At 57.0% G+C, this 16603-nt stretch carries 32 protein-coding genes; 25 read left to right on the top strand and 7 right to left on the bottom strand.

Annotation, left to right across the window (positions count from 1 at the left end):
* Positions 1-28: 28 nt before the first annotated feature.
* Genes C5748_RS18245 through C5748_RS18235 form a run of 3 tightly spaced genes read right to left on the bottom strand, consistent with a single transcriptional unit; the run spans position 29 to position 1589 of the window.
* The gene (locus C5748_RS18245; RefSeq protein WP_105743365.1) at positions 29-613 is read right to left on the bottom strand and encodes a helix-turn-helix domain-containing protein; all 585 of its coding nucleotides are present in this window, start codon (positions 611-613) and stop codon (positions 29-31) included.
* Positions 613-1209 (bottom strand): hypothetical protein, encoded by a 597-nt coding sequence (locus C5748_RS18240; RefSeq protein WP_105743364.1) that lies wholly within the window; start codon positions 1207-1209, stop codon positions 613-615. Before C5748_RS18240 ends, C5748_RS18245 begins: the two co-directional genes overlap by 1 nt.
* A gap of 32 nt (positions 1210-1241) precedes the next feature.
* A complete protein-coding gene (locus tag C5748_RS18235; protein ID WP_245581857.1) occupies positions 1242-1589 on the bottom strand; it encodes a hypothetical protein in 348 nt (115 codons plus the stop codon).
* A gap of 855 nt (positions 1590-2444) precedes the next feature.
* On the opposite strand from C5748_RS18235, the gene C5748_RS27970 reads away from it, so the two are divergent.
* The gene (locus tag C5748_RS27970) at positions 2445-2759 is read left to right on the top strand and encodes a hypothetical protein (RefSeq protein WP_146119564.1); all 315 of its coding nucleotides are present in this window, start codon (positions 2445-2447) and stop codon (positions 2757-2759) included.
* A 203-nt stretch (positions 2760-2962) separates the two neighbouring features.
* A complete protein-coding gene (locus tag C5748_RS18220) occupies positions 2963-3241 on the top strand; it encodes a hypothetical protein (RefSeq protein ID WP_105743360.1) in 279 nt (92 codons plus the stop codon).
* 44 nt (positions 3242-3285) lie between these two features.
* On the opposite strand, the gene C5748_RS18215 is transcribed toward C5748_RS18220, so the two are convergent.
* Positions 3286-3507, bottom strand: a complete 222-nt coding sequence (locus C5748_RS18215; RefSeq protein WP_146119563.1) for a carph-isopro domain-containing protein — start codon at positions 3505-3507, stop codon at positions 3286-3288.
* A gap of 38 nt (positions 3508-3545) precedes the next feature.
* On the opposite strand from C5748_RS18215, the gene C5748_RS18210 reads away from it, so the two are divergent.
* Both C5748_RS18210 and C5748_RS18205 read left to right on the top strand, forming a co-directional pair.
* Positions 3546-4352 (top strand): XRE family transcriptional regulator, encoded by an 807-nt coding sequence (locus C5748_RS18210; RefSeq protein ID WP_105743358.1) that lies wholly within the window; start codon positions 3546-3548, stop codon positions 4350-4352.
* A 354-nt stretch (positions 4353-4706) separates the two neighbouring features.
* Complete coding sequence (locus C5748_RS18205) at positions 4707-5114, top strand: DUF2335 domain-containing protein (RefSeq protein ID WP_146119562.1); 408 nt, start codon at positions 4707-4709, stop codon at positions 5112-5114.
* 14 nt (positions 5115-5128) lie between these two features.
* Here the strand turns inward: C5748_RS18205 and C5748_RS18200 are convergent, their stop codons facing one another.
* Positions 5129-5488, bottom strand: a complete 360-nt coding sequence (locus tag C5748_RS18200) for a S24 family peptidase (protein WP_105743356.1) — start codon at positions 5486-5488, stop codon at positions 5129-5131.
* A gap of 259 nt (positions 5489-5747) precedes the next feature.
* Complete coding sequence (locus tag C5748_RS29515) at positions 5748-6095, bottom strand: helix-turn-helix domain-containing protein (RefSeq protein ID WP_105743355.1); 348 nt, start codon at positions 6093-6095, stop codon at positions 5748-5750.
* Positions 6096-6333: 238 nt separating this feature from the next.
* On the opposite strand from C5748_RS29515, the gene C5748_RS18190 reads away from it, so the two are divergent.
* The 3 genes from C5748_RS18190 (at position 6334) to C5748_RS28265 (ending at position 7708) form a co-directional block, all read left to right on the top strand.
* Entirely contained in the window at positions 6334-6555 is a 222-nt protein-coding gene (locus C5748_RS18190; RefSeq protein WP_146119561.1) for a hypothetical protein, read from the top strand.
* A gap of 724 nt (positions 6556-7279) precedes the next feature.
* Positions 7280-7474, top strand: coding sequence for a hypothetical protein (locus C5748_RS18185; RefSeq protein ID WP_210204475.1), 195 nt, complete (start codon positions 7280-7282; stop codon positions 7472-7474).
* Positions 7475-7537: 63 nt separating this feature from the next.
* Positions 7538-7708, top strand: a complete 171-nt coding sequence (locus tag C5748_RS28265; RefSeq protein WP_158259889.1) for a hypothetical protein — start codon at positions 7538-7540, stop codon at positions 7706-7708.
* A gap of 19 nt (positions 7709-7727) precedes the next feature.
* Here C5748_RS28265 and C5748_RS28260 read toward each other — a convergent pair whose 3' ends face one another.
* The gene (locus tag C5748_RS28260) at positions 7728-8186 is read right to left on the bottom strand and encodes a hypothetical protein (RefSeq protein ID WP_158259888.1); all 459 of its coding nucleotides are present in this window, start codon (positions 8184-8186) and stop codon (positions 7728-7730) included.
* Positions 8187-8232: 46 nt separating this feature from the next.
* Between C5748_RS28260 and C5748_RS18170 the strand changes: the two genes are divergently transcribed.
* The 18 genes from C5748_RS18170 to C5748_RS18090 all read left to right on the top strand — a co-directional run bounded on the left by C5748_RS18170 (position 8233) and on the right by C5748_RS18090 (position 16438).
* The gene (locus C5748_RS18170) at positions 8233-8463 is read left to right on the top strand and encodes a hypothetical protein (RefSeq protein ID WP_105743351.1); all 231 of its coding nucleotides are present in this window, start codon (positions 8233-8235) and stop codon (positions 8461-8463) included.
* Positions 8460-8801 carry a hypothetical protein gene (locus tag C5748_RS18165; RefSeq protein ID WP_105743350.1) on the top strand — a complete coding sequence of 114 codons (342 nt, stop codon included), beginning with the start codon at positions 8460-8462 and terminating at the stop codon, positions 8799-8801. The genes C5748_RS18170 and C5748_RS18165 overlap by 4 nt, the downstream gene beginning before the upstream one ends.
* Positions 8802-8872: 71 nt before the next feature.
* Positions 8873-9229: a hypothetical protein gene (locus C5748_RS18160; protein WP_146119559.1), complete on the top strand. Its 357-nt coding sequence runs from the start codon at positions 8873-8875 to the stop codon at positions 9227-9229.
* A gap of 78 nt (positions 9230-9307) precedes the next feature.
* Complete coding sequence (locus tag C5748_RS18155; protein ID WP_105743348.1) at positions 9308-9574, top strand: hypothetical protein; 267 nt, start codon at positions 9308-9310, stop codon at positions 9572-9574.
* A complete protein-coding gene (locus C5748_RS18150; RefSeq protein WP_105743347.1) occupies positions 9574-9858 on the top strand; it encodes a hypothetical protein in 285 nt (94 codons plus the stop codon). Before C5748_RS18155 ends, C5748_RS18150 begins: the two co-directional genes overlap by 1 nt.
* Positions 9855-10028 carry a hypothetical protein gene (locus C5748_RS28255; protein WP_158259887.1) on the top strand — a complete coding sequence of 58 codons (174 nt, stop codon included), beginning with the start codon at positions 9855-9857 and terminating at the stop codon, positions 10026-10028. The genes C5748_RS18150 and C5748_RS28255 overlap by 4 nt, the downstream gene beginning before the upstream one ends.
* Entirely contained in the window at positions 10025-10765 is a 741-nt protein-coding gene (locus C5748_RS18145; protein WP_105743346.1) for a hypothetical protein, read from the top strand. Before C5748_RS28255 ends, C5748_RS18145 begins: the two co-directional genes overlap by 4 nt.
* A 14-nt stretch (positions 10766-10779) precedes the next feature.
* The gene (locus tag C5748_RS18140) at positions 10780-11757 is read left to right on the top strand and encodes a PD-(D/E)XK nuclease-like domain-containing protein (protein WP_245581856.1); all 978 of its coding nucleotides are present in this window, start codon (positions 10780-10782) and stop codon (positions 11755-11757) included.
* A gap of 20 nt (positions 11758-11777) precedes the next feature.
* Entirely contained in the window at positions 11778-13142 is a 1365-nt protein-coding gene (locus C5748_RS18135; RefSeq protein WP_245581855.1) for an AAA family ATPase, read from the top strand.
* Positions 13139-13348 carry a hypothetical protein gene (locus C5748_RS18130; protein WP_105743345.1) on the top strand — a complete coding sequence of 70 codons (210 nt, stop codon included), beginning with the start codon at positions 13139-13141 and terminating at the stop codon, positions 13346-13348. Before C5748_RS18135 ends, C5748_RS18130 begins: the two co-directional genes overlap by 4 nt.
* Positions 13345-13533, top strand: coding sequence for a hypothetical protein (locus tag C5748_RS18125; protein ID WP_105743344.1), 189 nt, complete (start codon positions 13345-13347; stop codon positions 13531-13533). The genes C5748_RS18130 and C5748_RS18125 overlap by 4 nt, the downstream gene beginning before the upstream one ends.
* Positions 13530-13712, top strand: coding sequence for a hypothetical protein (locus C5748_RS18120; RefSeq protein ID WP_105743343.1), 183 nt, complete (start codon positions 13530-13532; stop codon positions 13710-13712). Before C5748_RS18125 ends, C5748_RS18120 begins: the two co-directional genes overlap by 4 nt.
* The gene (locus C5748_RS18115; protein ID WP_105743342.1) at positions 13712-14182 is read left to right on the top strand and encodes a hypothetical protein; all 471 of its coding nucleotides are present in this window, start codon (positions 13712-13714) and stop codon (positions 14180-14182) included. The genes C5748_RS18120 and C5748_RS18115 overlap by 1 nt, the downstream gene beginning before the upstream one ends.
* A complete protein-coding gene (locus C5748_RS18110; protein ID WP_105743341.1) occupies positions 14182-14571 on the top strand; it encodes a DUF968 domain-containing protein in 390 nt (129 codons plus the stop codon). Before C5748_RS18115 ends, C5748_RS18110 begins: the two co-directional genes overlap by 1 nt.
* Entirely contained in the window at positions 14568-14861 is a 294-nt protein-coding gene (locus C5748_RS18105) for a hypothetical protein (RefSeq protein ID WP_105743340.1), read from the top strand. Before C5748_RS18110 ends, C5748_RS18105 begins: the two co-directional genes overlap by 4 nt.
* The gene (locus C5748_RS18100) at positions 14858-15160 is read left to right on the top strand and encodes a hypothetical protein (RefSeq protein WP_105743339.1); all 303 of its coding nucleotides are present in this window, start codon (positions 14858-14860) and stop codon (positions 15158-15160) included. Before C5748_RS18105 ends, C5748_RS18100 begins: the two co-directional genes overlap by 4 nt.
* Positions 15153-16064 carry a hypothetical protein gene (locus C5748_RS18095; RefSeq protein WP_105743338.1) on the top strand — a complete coding sequence of 304 codons (912 nt, stop codon included), beginning with the start codon at positions 15153-15155 and terminating at the stop codon, positions 16062-16064. Before C5748_RS18100 ends, C5748_RS18095 begins: the two co-directional genes overlap by 8 nt.
* Positions 16064-16438 (top strand): hypothetical protein, encoded by a 375-nt coding sequence (locus C5748_RS18090; protein ID WP_105743337.1) that lies wholly within the window; start codon positions 16064-16066, stop codon positions 16436-16438. The genes C5748_RS18095 and C5748_RS18090 overlap by 1 nt, the downstream gene beginning before the upstream one ends.
* Positions 16439-16603 lie beyond the last annotated feature (165 nt).

Here is a 16603-nt window from a genome sequence, read left to right as displayed (position 1 = left end):
GTGTTGATTATCCGGGTCGGGCCGTCGATCATCGCGCGCCCTCCGCAACAAGCCTGCTGATGGTATGGGCCGAACAGCCGAAGCCGTTTGCGATGCTCTCGTACGACTGGCCGCGTGACCGCATCTCCTTGATCGCGTCGAGATCGTAAACACGCCGGGGCGCGCCGGTCTGCTTCACGCCCATTTTCTTCAGCGCGTGCAAGATCGTGGTGTGATCCCGGTTGAACCGTTTGCCAATCTCGGGAAGCGTCATGTTCGGTCTGGCTGCCCGAACCGCTGCAATAGCTTCGAAGCGAACGTTGATCAGCTTCCGCGACCGGGAAAGTCCGATGATGTCGTCATAGGTAAAGCCGTGCTGGTGAGCCACGCGGGCGATGATGGCTGGAATGGTATCGAGCGGCGTGGACACGCCCCACCGCATCTTTGAGCGCATCACCGCCTCACGCTGGGCTTTCTCGCGTAGAGCCTTGGGCGATGGTTTGATTTCGACGGGCTCGGGAAGAAGCTTGACCGCTTCCGCCTCGATGCGCTGCCGCTCGCGCATCTGTTGTTCGCGGATTGCCTGCTGATAGCGCGGGCTTGATTCCGTGTGGCGATATGAGACGGCGAACATTAATCGTCCTCCCCGTCTGGGAAGTTCGGCCCATCATCGCCACCGAACGGGACGGACTTGATCAGTTCCGCTTTAGTTTCCGCATCTTCCTGCTTCTGCTTGATGCCGGCGAACAGCGCGCCTTGGCCCTCATTCCAACCCTTGGCGAACGCCTGCCCTTCCGGTGATGCTTCGTTGTACGGATTGGCGAGCGTATCGCCGCGAAGGCCTGCTTCTTCACCGTCATTGAAGGCGCGCTCTGCAGCCGATGCACGGTCGAGGAAGATATCGAGTTGGGTGTTGACCGGAACGCCCGCAAACCGCATCGCCTGCAGATCGGCATCGCGCCGCGCTTTGAGTTCGGCAAGTCCTTCCGGCGTCTGCGCTTGTTCATAGGCCTTGATCTGGTCGAGCCCGTATTTGCCGAGATCGGCCTTGATGGCTTTGCCGACCTGTTTCACCTTGGCGTCGGCGGCCTTCTTGGCCTCCATGGCCGCAAGCCAATCCTTGCGGTTGATGAAAAAGAGAACCTTGCGGTCCTTCTCGCTCATGTCAGAGCCGCCGCTGTTGTGGCCTTCGCCGGGGGTCTCGTCCGTCTTCTTTGCTGCCTTAGCCATTCCTATTTATCCTTCTCCGTTGCCGGCGGCGCTCAGTCGCGAGCTGCCACACTTCCTTCACCAGGCGGCGAAGGGCTTTGATCAACCTCATGGGATTCCTCAATTGCGAGCCGCTTTGCCTCGACGGAGTCGGCGGCATTTTCTATCCACGCGCACAAATGGCCGTAGGTGTTGCGCAGGCTCCGATAGACATCCCCGTTGGGGTGTTTCATCGTCTGCCAGTTCTTCCACAGCCGTTCGGCCTGTGCCGGCGTTACGCCAGCTTTCTTTGCTGCCCTGTCGCGCGCGGCGGTGCGGGTGTCGCCCCAACCGCGCCATTCTTTTGTTGTCGCGGCGTTCAAAAGGTCGAACGCCTCTTTTGCTGCGATACTCGTACTCATTACGCTAACGCCCTGTTTCGGTACGGATTTGCACCGTCTCGGTACACACATGCTCTTTCTCCACGGCTATTGTCGGTGCCGTGGATGGGGCGAACTCGAGCCCCGTGAGAGAGTGGAAGGTCTGAAGATGAAAGCCCCGACGAAACGCATGGAACCTGTATCGTCAGAGCAACTGGAACTTTGGCCTGCGCTGGAATTCGCATCACAGCGGAGGCAATTGATCGGTCGAGCCAAAGGCGTCGGTAAACGCCAGCGGCACGACAATCAGAACGACCCCTTCGAGATGGCGCGGGGCTTTGTGCCTCCGCCGCACGGCTCGAAATGGTAAAATGGGTGACGCGCGCCAGTCCGCCGGATACGGCCTCATTGCCGCCCTGCGGCTCGCTGGCGCTCTCTTGTCTGGATTGGCCTAGTAGATGAACCATCTCTTCGCTGACATGGCCGACGACGGGCGCAAACCCATCGCTTTTTCCGCAGGCTGGCATCCAGACTTGGCGCAGGAAGGGCGTCGTCTCCCTGTTAAGGTGCGGGCCATGCGTATTTGGGAAGCTGATGTGCCGGTCTCTCCCGACTGTCGCGTCCATCATCAGACGTTGCAGCATCCGTTCGCGCGGTGCTCGCCTACTCGCATCTCCCGTCACGCTGTCGGTCGGCTGCCTTGGTAGTGCCGATCCAGTCGCGCCGTTGTCTTCGGATGCCTTCGCACGGAATTGGGTGGCCGATGCGCGGGGGAACGCATCGGCCTTCCTGCCGTCAAGGGGGGCTTGTGGTACGGCAGGAACTGGACGTCCCAACCCGCTATCGTCATGGTGATTTTGCAAGAATCGAAATGACGAAATCAGGAAGGAACGAACTTTGAAATCATATGGGGAAATCAAGCTCATCGAAGCAGAGCGCGATGAACAAGGGAATTCGTGGGTTGTGACCATGCGCGTCACATTCGGCGTAATCGGCTCCCACAGAGCTACGGTGCGGATAAGGATGTCAGAAAGGCACGACGATGCCGACAAGATGTCATTGGCACAGGCCGAAGCCGAAGCGTACCGCATCGTTGTACGGGATTTACTTCTGCTGGCGCGCACGAATGCGGAATGGTTGCCGGAAAAGACGCGAGAAACACTCATCCAAGCATTTCCACCAGCTGATCAACCGAAGACTGACGGCGAATAGCGGCATCCTGAGAGCGCCTATCATAAGCGCCCTGGATAAATCCCGCGACGTACTCGCCAGTGATAAGCGACTGATCGGTGTTGATACCCAATGCTACGCAGAGCATCTTGAACTGTCTCTCCCCGATCAGTTCGGGGAGGCTTTCAAGGGCGTAAACAGGCTTGGTTTCGTGTGGCATTTCAGCCTCCAAAGGAGAAATCGGAATGAAGGAAGTCCAGACTGTCGTCGTCGCCTGGTATCGACCAGAGCAGTATGCTGCTGTCCGTGCGTTCGCCGCAGATGCTGACCGCATGGAGAAGACTTTTCAGGAATGGAAGATTTTCGCGGACGAAGCAGTCAATGCCGCTAAATCCACCGGGAAGGCCGTCATTAAGGTGGATTTCGACCACACCGCCTTCATGCGGTGGGCGAGCACCCATAACGTCCATTCCACACAGCAGACGCGGATTCAGTTCTGCATCGAGATCGCTACACGGAACTAGATGGATATGGGGTTGACGGGACGTGGGAGAAGCGGGAATGGGGTTCATGCCGCCGTCTCCGCATTCGAAACATGCATGGCTACAAGCGTGTCGCTATCAACCGAGAGTTCCCGCGCGGAGGCTTCCGCAATGATTGCCGGCCAATATTTGACCGGTATCGAACCGCGCCGTCTCATTTCGGATGCAGCGGAGTGCTTGACCGAAATGATCCGTGCAACGGCGCCAGTTCCACCAAGGTCTTCGAAGAGGTCTTTGATCGTGTTCATGATCAACATATCAACACTAAACATGTTGTCTTGTCAACATGATTTATGTTGATCATTCTGCAAATGTTGCCGGCATGGAATCGATGGGCGACAGACTGAGGGCTGCACGCATTGCAGCAAAGTATTCATCCGCAACGAAAGCGGCTGAATCTCTTGGTGTTTCAGTGTCCACGTACCGGGCGCATGAGAATGGTCAGAACGAGTTTGGGCCGGAGGAAGCGGATCGGTACGCCCGGAAGTTCGGCACGACAGCCGCGCATCTGTTGACCGGGCAACCGTCGCCAAACCGTCCATCTCTCGTCAAGTCATTCGACCCTGATACGAACGACGGCGAGCGTCACGATACAAACGGCGCAAAGAATGGCTCTGCAAGAGGAGGCGAGCGTACCGGAGGCGCGGATATCCCTGAGATCGACGTTCGCGCCGGCATGGGCGCAGGGGGCCTCGTGGTCGAGCACTCATCTGACAACCCAGATATCCGCTTTGCGCCCGAAGTCATCCGGGACTATTGGCGCCTTCCGTCTTCGACGGTCTCACAGTTGAATGTAGCGGCCGGAAATATTGTTGCTCTGCCGTCATTTGGCGACAGCATGGAACCAACGATCAAGGACGGCGATGCCGTGTTTGTTGATATCTCGCACCGACTGCCGTCGCCGCCTGGGATATTCGCGCTTGCCGACGAGTTCGGCGGCGTGGTGATCAAGCGGCTTGAGGTCGTTTCTCGGCCGAACGCGGAGCATGTCGAAGTTTCGGTAAGTTCGGATAATCCGCGGCACACCACGCGCACGCTATTGCTGGAAGAAATCCATATCATAGGTCGATACATCGGTCGGTTTACACGATGACAAACGCATCGCCGGCAGCCTCATTCAATAAAAAAATAACCATAATTGGAGCCACCTGATGCCGGATTCCGGTTGCGACACAACGTTCATTTGATTTTTCTGATGCAAGATGCATATTAATGGCCATGTCCAAGATAGCAAATAAGGGCCAGTCCCCATTCCACAAGCACCCTCGTCAGCGGCGCGCTGGCTTGGCTGGTGGATTTGTGACTGGGCTAGCTACGCTTATCACTCTGGCCGGACCAAGCAACATATCGACGCCATCCAAGGGTGCGAATCCGACAAATTCTCTTCGGGGGGATTTTTCTCGGATTGGCTCTGACATGCGCGCGGCCATAGTGAAAGAGCGAAAAGGTGAAAAAACCTCCCGTTAAGCGCCCGGCGCCTCCTGCGCAAGGCTCACTAGAAGCGCACCATTCAAATCAGATCGAGGTTAGTGCGATGTGGTCGGGCCCTCTACCGCCGCCACAAATTCTGGAAGAGTTCAACAATGTTGTGCCGAATGGTGCCGAACGCATTATGGCCGCCTGGGAGCGTGAAACCGATCACCGGCACAAAATGGAACGGCGAGAGCTTACGCTGGTCTCAACGGATGCCATTCTTGGGAAGATATGCGCATTTCTTTTTGTGTTGGGTGCCCTAAGTGCCTGTGCATTTGCTGCGAGTGTTGGTGCGGATTGGGTCGCGGCGATAATCGGCGGTGGTGTTATCGGATCTGTTGTCTGGGCGTTCGTAAGGGTCAACCGCCCAAGCAAAAACTAGAACCACAACATCGCCTACGCCGCCGCCAGCAATTGGCAGTTCCTCACCTTGATATCCGCCACGACAATTCCAAGAACGTGGCTTTCGAATTGTTCGATCGATCGGAACTGATCGAGATAAGCCGGGTTATCGCGACTTAGGCGCAACTGACGAGATCCGCCCAAGGTGCTTTCGACGCGGAATAGCTCAATGCCAAATCCGCATTCCAGCACGTAAATCCCCTCCCCGACATATCCCGATACCGGGCGTATCAACGCGTAATCATGATCACCCCTGAAAGTCGGATGCATCGAATCCCCGATTACTGGAACAACTCGGAGTTCTGGCGACTGCAGAACATCGGCTGGAATTGATGGCGCGAAAAAATCCTTCATGCCCGTGCCGCCGACGGATTATTGGCGCGTGTTGCAAAATTGGAAAAACGAATGCTACTATGCCTCAGCATATTGAAACTCCTTCAAGAGTTTTGATTTGTTCAGAAAGGGCGAAGCGGGTTCTCAAGGCCACTGCTTCGCCCTTTTCGTTTATGGACTACTCTCAATTTCGCGCACGCTGCCGCCGCTCCCCGCCGTCCTTCCATCAATTTTGTGAGATCAACCTCTAATTGAGGTGATGCCGAAACGTTACCTATCGTCACTCTTTGTGTCTAGCCGCTAAAGTGTCCATTCTGGACAGTGCACTGCACGCGCGCCTGACTATCCGTTCAAGCTCTAGATAGAACTCCTTGTTCTCTGGGAAGTCCTCTTGGGGCGGACGCCTCACCACGCGCCGGCCAATCTTATCCGCTCGGATGCGCCCGCGAGCCTCAAGGACATTCAAATGTCGGATCACCGATGTTCTTGGCATATTAGCCATTTCTGCTATTTCAGCAGCATTTACGGGCCTCCCCTCATACTCTCCAAGACGAACTGCGAATTGAATGAAGGTCTCTTCGGACGGTCTATTTCGCGCCACGACGAGCCGGCGAAGGTCAAGCAGCATCCGCAAAAGAATACGTTGAGCCTCGCGATCTCGTTCACTTTGCCGGGGCACTCAAAAACCTTCCTCACGGTCTTGGCGCGAGAGAGCGCGCCTGTGGATAACGGGGAAAGATGCCACCACTTTGGGGCAATGTGACGTGATTTCGAAGGCTTAATTTTTCTGCCATAGGCAATTGATGCCGAAGTCTCAGAAACCAGAGCCCGTTAAATTCACTGTTCGGATGTCTCCAGAGCTCCGATTGATCATCGACGAGATGCGCGGTGAAAAAAGCATCAATCAGATCATCAATGAATGGTTGTGGAGCAAGGCCGTAGGCGATGGCGCCGACAGAGTTGCAGATTCACTGCGTCCAGCGCTTGCTTTGATGGATGATGCAGACCGGGAGGAGTTCGTCGCGAGCGCGATTACGGTTGTTGAGGCGCTGACTAGAGCCGGAAGGCGGCAGCGTCGGAAGGGTTAAATCCAGTCTCTGGGCACGGCTCCGCCCTTTCCGCCTTGAGGTATGGGGTTGCCACCTCAAGCCCCTGACCAGGGGAAGGACTTATGTCCCGCGTACTCGTTTATCCCTTCCCCTCACATGTGAGAGGCCGTGCATTGACCCTGCACGTTCCGCTATCGGCTTTTTTCGGCGCCGATACGAAATTTGACGGACGGGAAGTCAACCCGCTGACGAAAAATTCCGCTTTCCACCGTCCCGGGGGATGCCCGGTATCTCAAGGCCGCTGGGTGTAATGGGCTCAACAGAGCCAGCGTATTTTTGTTTCCGGTAGAGCCTGGCAACCGGCAACCGCTATGGAATTCATGCGCCGGGGTGATCGGTGCTGCGGGTCAATTCCAAAAAGACCGCGGCCTCTGCGCTCCTAAAGCGATATGTTGGCGGGAACCTCCGAGCAGACCCAACATGTTGCGATTCTCTGCGCCCGGTGCGATCGTTTCGGTTGCGTTACTATCCTTGTTTTGCTACAACCGCGTTGACTTTAGACCGCATTCGGCCCCGGCAGCATCACCGCTCCGGGGCCTTTCTTTTAGGTCTACTCAACATCCCGCGTCAACATTTATCATGTCGATCAACACAATTCATGTTGACACGAATAATGTTGCATGCCATGTTGGCCCCATACCAAGCGAACACGAAGACGGCCAAGGCCGAACGGATCGCACTAACGGATGGATGGAGAGAGATGATGAAGGCCTACACCGAAGCGCAGATCAACAGTGCGATCGATGCAGAAGTTGCTGCATGGGTGGAATTCTTCGGCGTGGTCGATAGCGATGAGATGTCCTTGGCTGACGCCAAGGAAGGTCGCAGGCGGTTTCACCGCGCCAATCTGCTCCTCGGTCACCTTGGCGAGTTGTCAGAGTATCTCCCCTCCGAGTGAAACCCTCCGGTCAGCGGCGTCCGCGCCGCGTTCCAGATGGTTTTGAACATGGAGCGAACTACGATGATCAGTCTCACGAAAAGAAAAGAAGCAGCGCGGAAGGCGGCGAAAATCGCTCACGCCAAGGAATACGGCGACTGCATCGCCGAAGGCTTGAGCGAGGATGACGCTAACGAGTGCGCCCAGGTGGCGGCGTCCCTCGTCTACGACCGAGTTATCGACGGCGACGAATGAAAGCCCTCCGGTTTCCGCCTCACGGGGCGCATTTCCCGATGGTTTTAACGCGAGGAAATCCAATGACCACATGGCTCAAAGACACCAACGGCAATAAGTGCAGCGTCGAGTATTTCGGCACCGAGGAAGCGGCGCAAAAGGCCCTAGACAGCCTCATTGACTGTAAAAATTGTACCAACTGCTCGGGCTGCTCGGACTGCTCGTACTGCTCGGGCTGCTCGGGCTGCTCGTACTGCTCGGGCTGCTCGGGCTGCTCGGGCTGCTCGTACTGCTCGGGCTGCTCGGGCTGCTCGGACTGCTCGGACTGCTCGGGCTGCTCGGGCTGCTCGGACTGCTCGTACTGCTCGGACTGCTCGGGCTGCTCGGGCTGCTCGTACTGCTCGGGCTGCTCGGACTGCTCGGGCTGCAAGTCCCTCCGCGAGAAGAAAAACGAGACTGGCGATTTTGTACCGCCATCAATCCCGAAGATCGAAAACATCCATGAGCGCATTTTTCAGGCTGCTAGCCAGCCGGACGCGCTGGATATGAATACGCCGCACGTATGCAGCACAACGCATTGCCGCGCCGGATGGGCTGTCCATCTCGCCGGCGAAGCCGGGTATGCGCTTGAGCGCCACTATGGATGGTGCCTCGCCGCGCAATTGATCTATCGCGATAGCGGATACCAGATCAGCCCTGTCCGATTTTACGAAACCAACGACGAAGCCATGGCAGACATGAAGCGTCTGGCCGAGAGTGCGGAGGATGCGGCATGAAAACCTCATTCACAGCCTGCCTCACAATGCCAGACGGGCGCACCTGGACCGAGATCAATTGCGAAGTCTCGACCTCGTTGGATTGGAATAACGGAGAGCCGGTCCTGTCGATCGATGATGTTCGGGTTGACGTCTCCAAGCCTCGCGAACCGAGCCAATACGTCTCGCTGTTCTGCGACACGGCATCGCCTCTCATGGCCCTTATGGGTCACGAGATTTGCCAGTTGTCCGAGGCCGATGACGGCTTGCTGACGAAAACGATCGAGCACGAAGGGCACTATCGCTGCCCATCACCGTCCGAAATTTACAGCGCGAATTCCGCAGGGAGGGGCATCTAATGGCCCAGTTTCGCAAAGGCGACATCGTTTCGGTCGAATGCGTTGTCGAAAGTAATTTCGCGGGAAGCGATATGCGGGTTCGCCAGATCGGCGGCTATTCGGATCTTTATGTCAAAACGGATAGCGCCAGGATTGTTCGGCATAACATCGAAGTCGGCGATACCGTCGATCTGCGTGGCGAAATCCTCGACCCGTGCCGCGGTGTGGTTCTCTCGATTTCCAACGATCACCTTTGGGTTGACCTGGGAGGCGGCGACTACGGAACATGGTGGATCGACAAAGTTTCCCGCATCGACCCTGAAGAAATGCAGAACCCTGCTGGTGAAATAATCCAGTCCGACGCAGGGGAAAGCATGGAGGCCGATCCGTTGACCGATACGTCGCCGGTAGGTTCGGTCTCCCCCACTCCGGTGCCGTCCGATGCGTGACCTCCTATCCGACATCACGGCCTTTGCTGCCGTCTCCCTTTTCATTTTCACCTTATCAATCTGCATTGGAGCGTTGTCATGAGCGATAAATCAGAAGAACAGATCGCCAAGGACAAGGAAGCCGTCAAGGCGATGATCGGCGCCAAGTCTGCAATGGAGGCTGCGCAGCGCCGGATTGAGTTGCTGGAAAGCCGCCTGAAGTCAGTTCGCAGCGATTGCGAATATGTCGCCAGGGCCCTCGGCGAAGGTGCGCACTTCCGCATCTATCACGCCAATGATTGGCGCGTTCGTTCGGTCAAGGAAATCTTCAACGACATCGATAACACGATCAAGGCGGTGCTGTGATGAGCGAACAGGAAAAGCATACGCCGACCAATACCTTCTTCCTCCCCCTTCGGATTGGGAAGATGGATTGGGAAGTCGTAATATTGGATCGCGATGACTGCATTGTGGGCAAAGCCAGTGGTCCTGAGGCCCATGCATTTATCAATTCCGCCAATTGCTACGGCGAGTTGCTGGCTGTCATTGAGGAGGCCGCCAAGGAAGCGGACCGCACGTCTGGCCGGATAACCATCGAAACATACGAGAAAATGCTCGCTGTGATCGCCCGAGCGAAGGGGCAGCCATGACCGCGCTCCAGATCAGCATAGCCACGGAACTGGCGTGTATCGCCCGCCTGCCCCGTGAAGATCAACTTGCACGCATCAATCGCCTGATGGGCGAAGAGCCCGACGAACGCGTCAAGGCGGCGCTCAAGGCCGAATACCATCGAATTTTCACGCGGAGGACCGCAGCATGACGCAGCAAACCACATCAACCGACCTGATCATCAAGCTACCGGCCGTAATGACGGCGCAGACATTCACCGATGAGCAGGAATTTGAAAAGCTCTATTCCAGCGTCAAAGAAGCCGTCGGCAAGCATGTGCCGGACGTGTCTTCGGAAACCGGGCGCAAGGCTATTGCCTCCCTTGCTCACAAGGTGGCGCGCACAAAAACGGCTCTGATCGGTCAGGGAAAGAAGCTCACCGAGGATTGGCGCGTAAAGACCAAGCAGGTGAACGCGGCCTGCAACACGATCGAAGATCGCCTTGACGAACTCAAGGCCAGCGTTCGCAAGCCCCTGACCGAATGGGAAGATAAAGAAGGAGAACGCATCGACGGCCACAAGGCCGCACTGCAGGCTCTGATTGACCTCTCAAGGACCGGTTTCGGGCGGCCATCATCGGAACTTCGCGAACTTCTCGCAGGCGCCCAAGCTCAAAAAATGGGTGCAGCCCATTGGGATGAATTCGCGGCACAAGCGTCCGTGGCGCAGCAGGATGCGATCGACACTCTCACCCGATTAGAAGCCGCGAAGAAGGCCGAAGAGGAAGAGCAGCGCCGCCGCGATGCCGACAAGGCGCACCGCAAGCAGGTCAACAACGCAATCGTCGCCGAACTGATCGAATGCTCTGCAATCACACGGGAGCAGGCCGAAAAGATCGCTGTCCATCTGGTCAGCGGTTTGGTCCCGAACGTCACCCTGAAATATTGAACGGAGGCAGTCTGATGAACAAGATCATCGACACCGATGCCATGCAGCCGATTGGCGGGATTGTGAATGGCATCGTCAAGGGATTATCCGGCGAACGCCTTTGGGATGGCAAGCGGATCAGCGAGCCTGGGATCATCGCAAAGCTTCCGATCAATGTCTATCATTCGGATTGCTGTGTCGCTCCCTCCATATCATCCAGCGGATTGCGCGAAATTGCGCCCCCGGAAGGTTGCCCGCTCAAGTTCTGGGATAACAGCTATCTAAACCCAGACCGCGCGCCACAAGTCGAGAAGGATCATTTCTCGCTTGGTCGGGCCGTGCATACCCTCCTGTTAGGCGAGGACGGCTTCAAGGATGACTTCGCGGTTCGACCTGATGAATTCCCCGATTATCGCACCAACGCCGCCAAGGCATGGCGAGCGAAGCAGATTGCGGCGGGGAAAACAGTTCTCAAGAACGATGACCTGATCGCGATCGAGGGAATGGCAAATCGCGTCATCAATGATCGTGACTTCATCGATCATCTCGGCGGCCGAGTTGAGCGCACCTTGATCATTCGTGACCAGAAGACGGGATTGTTCATCAAGGCTCGCCCCGATGCGATCCCGGCAGACACCACAATCGCGGACCTGAAAACGACCGCTGACGCCAGCGAGCGCGGCTGCCTGACGTCGATCAAGAAATACAACTATCATATGCAGTTGGCGCTTGCCGGCACCGCGCTCGAGATACTGAACGGCAGGCAGATCACAGACCATGTTCTGTTGTTTATCGAGCCGAAGCGGCCATACGCTTACAATATCAAGCCGGTCGATAACCAATACATCTGGTACGGCGCGCGCCAGAACCGCGCAGCCCTCGACATCTTCGCCGATTGCATGAGCAAGGGCTTTTGGCCCACCTATTATTCCAGCGGGTACACCGCTTCCCCATCCGATTTCTTTGAAAAGCAGATCGAGAACGAACCCTCGATCCCGGCGGAGGCTGCATAATCATGCGGATTGAACGAGCAGTGCGTGAAAAGACATTCACGTTGACATCGATTGCCGGCCCATCTGGATCTGGCAAGACCTACAGCGCCCTCCTTTATGCGCGCGGTTTGGTTGGACCGGACGGAAAGATCGGCTTCATTGATACCGAGAACAAGCGCTCCCGCTTCTATGCGGATGTGGCAGGCGGCTTTGACGTGATCGACCTTGACCCGCCATTCACGTCGAGCCGATATATCGAGGCGATCAAGGAATTCGAGAAAGCCGGGTATCCTGCAATCATCATCGACAGCATTTCCCACGAATGGGAAGGCACCGGCGGCGTTCTTGAGCAAGCCGAGGCTATCGAACAAGCCACCAAACGCGCCGGGCTGCATTGCTGGGCAAAGCCGAAGGGTGGTCACAAGAAGCTGATGAACGAGCTTTTGCAGACCCGAGCCCATCTGATTTTCTGCTGCCGCGTGAAGGAAAAGGTTGTTCAGGCCAAGGGAGCGAACGGCAAGACCGAGATCGTCAATGAGGGTTTTGTCGCGGTTCAGGAGAAAAGCTTCATCTACGAGATGACCATCTCCATGATGCTGGCCGAAGGCACGCACATCCCCACCATTCTGAAATGCCCCGGTGATATGCTTCATGCATTCCCAGACGGCAAGCGCGTCACGCCCCAGGTTGGTGAAGTTGTTCGCACTTGGAGCGACATCGGCAAGGAGATTGACGAGGCTTTCGAGGCAGCCAAGCGCGAAGGAATGAAAGCCGCGAATGACGGCGTCAGGGCGCTTTCCGAGTGGTGGAGCGCGCTAGATAAACCCGGCAAAGCCAGACTAGAGCGCATCAAGGATACACTGAAATCAGTCGCGCAAGCCGCCGACCAGATGAAGTCCGATCTTATGGATGTCGGTGCCGGTGATCCCGGCCAACGTCTCGCGCACGCCAAATCGATTTCAGAGACCACAGAGAGAGGCGAAGGGTTTGACCCTGACCATGTGCGCAATCAGATCGCATCGCTCACCAGCGCCTCAACTGGCGACGATCAACCCACGGCGACTGACCTCCCCGCGACGGCAGAGGATGGCGACAACCCCGGCGAGGTAACCAGTAGCGCCGCGCCATCCTCTGCAACTCTTTCCGATGATGACCGGAAGTCCCTCGCCTATCTGATCAAGCGGCTAAACGCATCGGTCGGGCCTGACCCGCAAGTGGTGATCGCCACCGCGCAAGGCGTCAAAGCCGAGGGAAGGCCGCTAAGCGAGTTGGCGGCCGCCAAGGCAAAGACCATCGTCAAGCAGTTTATCTCGGCCTGTGAAGGCACGATGGAACGCGGTGACGCGGTTGAATATGCGTGCGGGATTGCCGGGATCGACGTGAAGGATGTGGAGGGCGCGGAGTGACCAATTACCCGAAAGATGGATCAACCTTCGTCACCGTCAAAGAGGTTCACACCGCCTACCGCTGGAAGGCATACAAGCCGGACGGCGCTCGCCAGATGAAGAAGCCTGGACGCTGGCAAAAGCAGGTTTGGCACAGCGATTTCTTCAAATGGGAAAACTGCGAAGACCCGGAAGGCATCCTCTTTTCCATCGGTGAAGACGCATGAGCGCGATCCAGGAAGCACCAACCCTCCGCCCATGGCACGTGACCGTTTACGTCCTCGGGCGTGGCATCCTGACAATCGGCGAACACGAACTCGTCGGCATCCCCAGCGCCATGGAGTTCGCGCCTGAAATCCGCGCCGCAGCCCAGCATCTTCTGACGTTTATCGGAGAGGAGAAATTCGAATGATCGCCCTCACCCGCACAGACATCACTAGTCATATCAAATCGATGCCGCCGCGCTCACGTGGGCGGACGGTGCTGGAGCGCCTTAACCGCGACCTGACGACGAATGAGATTTTGGGCGACGTGCTTGCCGCGCATCTCGACGTTGTGTTGACGGATGAATTTCCGGCGGAGGTAGTTTGATGGCGTATGCCAAGGAAACATCCGCGCCGGTGTCTAAGACGGAAGGTGAAATCAAAGCCGTTATCCGCAAATACGGTGCGACGAGCTTTGCTTCCTTCGAGAGCGGAACTGCTGCGATGATTGCGTTCGAGATGCGCGGCAGACGCGTGATGTTGAAACTACCTCTACCTGACCGCACCGCCAATGAGTTCACAGAGACACCTACAGGGCGATGGGCGCGCAGCGACCAACAAGCGGAACGCGCATGGGAGCAAGCATGCCGAGCACGCTGGAGGGCATTCTATCTCTGCGTAAAGGCCAAGCTTGAAAGCGTCGAGGCCGGGATAGAGACATTCGAAGATGCGTTCCTCGCCCATATCCAAATGCCCGACGGGATGACCGTTGCCGAGCATGTAAAGCCGCGAATTGCTTCCGCCTACGAGACAGGAAACATGCAGCCGCTTTTGCCTGCACCGAAAGGAGCGAATTGATGGGATTTGCCGTCAACCGACCCTCAACCGCCTTCAGCCTGTCGCCAACCGACCGGAAGCGCCCGGCCAAGAAAGACGCCGACTATCTGAAATGGCTGCATGAACTGCCATGCGTCGTCACCGGCGTGCGTCCCGTCGATCCGGCCCACGTCTCCTACGCCGACCCGCGATACGGCAAGCGGGAACGCGGGAAATCGGAAAAGGCCGATGACCGTTGGGCGGTGCCCTTGTGCCGCGCCGAACACGACAAACAGCACTCCATGGACGAGCGCGCCTATTGGCAAAGCGTCGGCATCGACCCGCTTCAAGTTGCTTTGGCGATCTATGGTGTCAAGGGCGACAACACCATGGCCGAAATTATCATCCGGAACGCGAGGCAGAAGCCATGACCACGACCGAAATCCCACACGAGATTATGCATCTGGCTCAGGAAATAGCGCGTTTTCACGTGAATCAATACACGCGTCAATTTGATACCCTTGCTTGGCGCATTGCAGACGCCCTCATGGCTCGCGACCAGCGCGCGGCGGATATAGCGAAGAACGCAGCGGATCATCGTTTGCGCGCCTCGTCCTTGAGCCTACCAATTGAGACAAGCCCGATCATTGCGAAGGACAGAGCTAACGTTGCGGCACGCATCGCCTCCGCCATCCTCACCTACGACAAGGAGTCGTCATGACCCCCACCCCTACAGCGCCAGAAGTGGCGGATTTGCTCGAATGGCTGGAGAGGATCGCGAGAAGCGGTCAGTATGTTGCCCCCGATACCGTCAGGGCTTGGGTTGATCCGAATTACGCCGCTTCTTGCGCCACCGCGCTCCGCTCCCTCCAAGCCGAGCGGGACAGGCTGGCCGAGCGCGTGAAGGAGTTGCTAGGTGCCCTCAAGGAGCAAACGTCTGCCTGCTTCTGCGACGACTGCGAAATGTGCTTCCGACACCTGAAAATCATAGCCAAAGCGGAGGGCCGCACCAATGACTGACACCATCGAAAATAGCCGCGCGGCTTATGAAACGGCTGTCATCGAGAGGCTGAAAGAAAGCGGCCTTTTGGAAATAGAAATCCGCGTCGAGGGGCTTGTGCGCTGTGGCGACGGATATCAGGACGAGGTTATCAATGCTGGCTGGCATTATTGGCAGGCAGGCATAGCCGCCGCCCTTGCCACACCCCAAGCCCCCGCGCCGCAAGTACAAAACAACACCGAGCTATTAGGGTACGCAAACGTCTACCATGACAATCATGGGAATTTAGAGCTTGGGGCAGCGGATATCGATGAGCTTGAAACGGTAAAACCGTATGCTGCGGAGTTTTCGAAACACGTTGGGATCGCTGAAATTCGGCTAATCGCCGAGTCATCTGGGAAGTCTGGCGCGGAGATTGTTGCGAATGTCTCTCCGCAAGTACCGGAGATCGACCGCGACGAGGTGTGCAGTAAAGCCCTCGACGATATCTCAGCAGAGCGCCGCCGGCAGATCGATGTTGAAGGCTGGACGCCGGAACACGATGACGCCTATGTCCATCGAGATCTAGCGAAGGCGGCGGCTTGTTACGCAACAGGCCATGTAGACAGGTGGCCGTGGCCTCTTAAATGGTGGAAACCATCAAATTACCGCCGCAGCTTGGTTAAAGCTGGCGCTCTGATCCTCGCTGAAATCGAGCGTCTCGACCGACTGGCCGCCGCTGCTTCATCGGAAGGTCGTATCGACCCCGCGCCGCAAGTGCCGGAGATCGACCTAATTGAGTGGTTAGATTATCGAGCAGCCGTCTGCGATCAAGAGATACAAAGTGGCGAGCACCCAGCGCATATCAAACAGGTATACGCAAAAGATGCGAACAGATTTCGCGCCGCTCGTGCCCTGCTAGAAAGCATCGGGGGGCAGACGTGATGCAGAGCGAAGTCCTGAAACGCGGACCAGCACGCTTCGATATGGTCGGGCGCAAACTGCCTTATACTCTTCACGATACCGACGAGACGATCTCGTCCGGCTTGCTGGAGCGACTGCATCGATTTGGACACAGCCGCCTCACTGAAGCCGGGTTCGAGATCGGCAGCGGTAAATGGCAATGCCACGTCTACACAATGGATGGCGACCTTCCGCGTCTCGAACGCTACTACACCGTCGAATTTACCCATGTGAAGGGCGGCATGATCGGCGTTCATGGGATTGCCATAGGTGCAGGTGGCTGGCCCTGTCTGGATCATGGATTGTGTATCGACGCACCCCGCGCGGCAATGGCAGAGGGGGGCAACGATGCGTGACACCTGCAAAACGTGCCAGGGCAACGGGGAGATCATCACCGATTGGGACCGTTACATGCATCCGAACGACGGCGACGTCGGCGATGAAGCTGTCGCGGATTGCCCGGACTGCGATGGAATCGGGACGGTAACCGCAAGCGGCGCAGAAGGTAGCGAAAGGTAGGA

This window comes from Phyllobacterium phragmitis (assembly GCF_002980495.1).
Classification (GTDB): domain Bacteria; phylum Pseudomonadota; class Alphaproteobacteria; order Rhizobiales; family Rhizobiaceae; genus Paramesorhizobium; species Paramesorhizobium phragmitis.
The sequence above is the reverse complement of the archived record's forward strand: the minus strand, read 5'-3'. Positions and strand labels throughout refer to the sequence as shown.

Excerpts from the sequence above, each read along its gene's own strand:
- C5748_RS18245 (WP_105743365.1), bottom strand. The coding sequence starts at position 613 with ATGTTCGCCGTCTCATATCGCCACACGGAATCAAGCCCGCGCTATCAG.
- C5748_RS18240 (WP_105743364.1), bottom strand. The coding sequence starts at position 1,209 with ATGGCTAAGGCAGCAAAGAAGACGGACGAGACCCCCGGCGAAGGCCAC.
- C5748_RS18235 (WP_245581857.1), bottom strand. The coding sequence starts at position 1,589 with ATGAGTACGAGTATCGCAGCAAAAGAGGCGTTCGACCTTTTGAACGCC.
- C5748_RS18220 (WP_105743360.1), top strand. The coding sequence starts at position 2,963 with ATGAAGGAAGTCCAGACTGTCGTCGTCGCCTGGTATCGACCAGAGCAG.
- C5748_RS18215 (WP_146119563.1), bottom strand. The coding sequence starts at position 3,507 with ATGAACACGATCAAAGACCTCTTCGAAGACCTTGGTGGAACTGGCGCC.
- C5748_RS18210 (WP_105743358.1), top strand. The coding sequence starts at position 3,546 with ATGATTTATGTTGATCATTCTGCAAATGTTGCCGGCATGGAATCGATG.
- C5748_RS18200 (WP_105743356.1), bottom strand. The coding sequence starts at position 5,488 with ATGAAGGATTTTTTCGCGCCATCAATTCCAGCCGATGTTCTGCAGTCG.
- C5748_RS29515 (WP_105743355.1), bottom strand. The coding sequence starts at position 6,095 with ATGCTGCTTGACCTTCGCCGGCTCGTCGTGGCGCGAAATAGACCGTCC.
- C5748_RS18185 (WP_210204475.1), top strand. The coding sequence starts at position 7,280 with ATGAAGGCCTACACCGAAGCGCAGATCAACAGTGCGATCGATGCAGAA.
- C5748_RS28265 (WP_158259889.1), top strand. The coding sequence starts at position 7,538 with ATGATCAGTCTCACGAAAAGAAAAGAAGCAGCGCGGAAGGCGGCGAAA.
- C5748_RS28260 (WP_158259888.1), bottom strand. The coding sequence starts at position 8,186 with ATGTTTTCGATCTTCGGGATTGATGGCGGTACAAAATCGCCAGTCTCG.
- C5748_RS18170 (WP_105743351.1), top strand. The coding sequence starts at position 8,233 with ATGAATACGCCGCACGTATGCAGCACAACGCATTGCCGCGCCGGATGG.
- C5748_RS18165 (WP_105743350.1), top strand. The coding sequence starts at position 8,460 with ATGAAAACCTCATTCACAGCCTGCCTCACAATGCCAGACGGGCGCACC.
- C5748_RS18160 (WP_146119559.1), top strand. The coding sequence starts at position 8,873 with ATGCGGGTTCGCCAGATCGGCGGCTATTCGGATCTTTATGTCAAAACG.
- C5748_RS18155 (WP_105743348.1), top strand. The coding sequence starts at position 9,308 with ATGAGCGATAAATCAGAAGAACAGATCGCCAAGGACAAGGAAGCCGTC.
- C5748_RS18150 (WP_105743347.1), top strand. The coding sequence starts at position 9,574 with ATGAGCGAACAGGAAAAGCATACGCCGACCAATACCTTCTTCCTCCCC.
- C5748_RS28255 (WP_158259887.1), top strand. The coding sequence starts at position 9,855 with ATGACCGCGCTCCAGATCAGCATAGCCACGGAACTGGCGTGTATCGCC.
- C5748_RS18145 (WP_105743346.1), top strand. The coding sequence starts at position 10,025 with ATGACGCAGCAAACCACATCAACCGACCTGATCATCAAGCTACCGGCC.
- C5748_RS18140 (WP_245581856.1), top strand. The coding sequence starts at position 10,780 with ATGAACAAGATCATCGACACCGATGCCATGCAGCCGATTGGCGGGATT.
- C5748_RS18125 (WP_105743344.1), top strand. The coding sequence starts at position 13,345 with ATGAGCGCGATCCAGGAAGCACCAACCCTCCGCCCATGGCACGTGACC.
- C5748_RS18120 (WP_105743343.1), top strand. The coding sequence starts at position 13,530 with ATGATCGCCCTCACCCGCACAGACATCACTAGTCATATCAAATCGATG.
- C5748_RS18115 (WP_105743342.1), top strand. The coding sequence starts at position 13,712 with ATGGCGTATGCCAAGGAAACATCCGCGCCGGTGTCTAAGACGGAAGGT.
- C5748_RS18110 (WP_105743341.1), top strand. The coding sequence starts at position 14,182 with ATGGGATTTGCCGTCAACCGACCCTCAACCGCCTTCAGCCTGTCGCCA.
- C5748_RS18105 (WP_105743340.1), top strand. The coding sequence starts at position 14,568 with ATGACCACGACCGAAATCCCACACGAGATTATGCATCTGGCTCAGGAA.
- C5748_RS18100 (WP_105743339.1), top strand. The coding sequence starts at position 14,858 with ATGACCCCCACCCCTACAGCGCCAGAAGTGGCGGATTTGCTCGAATGG.
- C5748_RS18095 (WP_105743338.1), top strand. The coding sequence starts at position 15,153 with ATGACTGACACCATCGAAAATAGCCGCGCGGCTTATGAAACGGCTGTC.
- C5748_RS18090 (WP_105743337.1), top strand. The coding sequence starts at position 16,064 with ATGCAGAGCGAAGTCCTGAAACGCGGACCAGCACGCTTCGATATGGTC.